We start from the raw sequence: 1,791 nt of genomic DNA on the forward strand, positions 1-1,791 counted from the left end.
CGTTCTGCGCCGCCTCGGTGATGATCTGCCGGGCGCGGTCCGTCAGATTGTAACGGTCCCAGTCGAAGAACACGAGGTAGGTGCGGGCCACGGCCTGCGGAGCCTGCGGCACGACCGGCGGAGCGGCCACGGGCGCCGGCGGGGTCCACAGCGCGTAGCGCAGGCCCAGCATGGCGGAGTGGTTGTTCGCGCCGTCGATCTCGAACTTGCCGCGGGTCGGGACTTGGCCCGAGGCGGTGCGCACGACGCCGTCATACTTGGTCTGCAGCGTGCCGAGGTAGCGGTACTCGGCCGTCAGCGACAGGCCAGGCACGGCCGGGATCGGGAAGGCCAGACCGGCGATGCCCTGGTAGCCGAAGGCGCCTGCGGTATCGTCGACGGTGATCGTATCACCCGGACGGCCGACGCTGTTCACCCGCGTGCCGCCGACATTGTCCAGATCCGTCCAGATCCAGCCCACGCCACCGCCGACGTAGGGCACGACCGGGATCGGCATGTTCGGGAACCAGGCCGGCAGCTGGAAGTCGTAGTAGCCGTTCACCATCACGCCGTACTGGCGCATACGGCCGGTGCCGCTGAAGAAGTTGCCGCTGGTGCTGCCCACGCCACGGCTGGACCAGCCGCCGACCTTGCTGGTGGGATTGTCGCGGAAGTTGCCCTCGACCTCGGCGCGCAGACCGTTGCCGAAGCCCCAGCCGACGGCGACCTGGCCGCCCCAGCCTTCGCTGAACTTGAACGAGCCCTGGCGGTTGCCCACCGTGGCGTCGAAGAAGCCGTTGGCGCCGCCATCGGAGGTGGCGTTGCGCTTGTCGGCGTGGTTCCAGCCGGCGCCGCCGGACAGGTACAGGCCGGTGACAGGCTGCGCGACCGGGGTGGCCAGCCAGCTCGGCGGCGTCCACCAGGCGGACTGCGCCATCGCGACACCAGGGGCCATGAAGAGGGTCGTCGCGAGCAACGCGTGACGGAGTTTCATTGAGATAGTGTCCTTCATCGGGGGGACGAACGACTCTCAAAATGCACGCCGCCGCCGCGAAGCATATTCACCAGCATGAGAGGCAGGGATGCCGGAAGGGCGTCCTGTGGCATTGTGGCCGAACTGCCACAGAGCGGACGCGGAAACCGGCACGAAGCAGGGTTCACGGGAATCAAGTGGATTGCCGCGGATGCATTCTGCGCCATCTTCCGTCCACGAATCCAGGGGCAATCCACGACTCCGGCGGAAATCGGCGAAACGCGAATCGCCCGCACCGGAAAGAGACTTCCGGTCAACTGTCCTTTGGCGTCAGTGCCGTGCCGGTCCGGTCCAGGGCGATCTCGGCACCGAACCAGCTCACGCCCTCGGCGACCAGGTCCATGCTCCAGCCCTGGGCATCCTGCAGTGGCAGCTCGAAGACGATCTGCACCGTCTCGCCGGGCATGATCTCCTGCGCGCTGAGCCGGACGCGGCGGAAGTCGCGCTCCAGCGTGCCGTCCGCCAGGCGCCGCATCACGCCGAGGTTGACGCCGCCCGCACCGGTCCCGCCCGGACGCCAGCGATAGCCGCCGAGATTGCGGATCGCCACGGTGAGCGACAGCTTCTGCTTGGTCGCCGTGCCCGACAGGACCGCGATCTCGGCGATCGGCGCCTTGCGCTTGGCCAGGGGCGGGATCTCGCGGCTGTCCGGCGCCTCGCCCGTGCGGCTGAGGACGATGCAGCAGTCGTGACGGAGCCAGGAATCCAGCTCCGCGACGCCCTGCGCCAGCATGGCCGGGGAGGGGGCCGCGCCCTGTCTCTTGATCACATCTACGCAC

At 68.6% G+C, this 1,791-nt stretch carries 2 protein-coding genes; both read right to left on the minus strand.

Annotated features, from left to right (window positions below; all coding sequences use genetic code 11):
- On the minus strand, positions 1–973 hold a 973-nt coding region (locus ROTAS13_RS24025; RefSeq protein ID WP_253187760.1), incomplete at its 3' end, for an outer membrane protein.
- Positions 974–1,265: 292 nt separating this feature from the next.
- On the minus strand, positions 1,266–1,791 hold a 526-nt coding region (locus ROTAS13_RS27580), incomplete at its 5' end, for a hypothetical protein (protein WP_171979230.1).

It is taken from the genome of Roseomonas sp. TAS13 (genome assembly GCF_001950415.1).
In the GTDB taxonomy this organism is placed as follows: domain Bacteria; phylum Pseudomonadota; class Alphaproteobacteria; order Acetobacterales; family Acetobacteraceae; genus Roseomonas; species Roseomonas mucosa.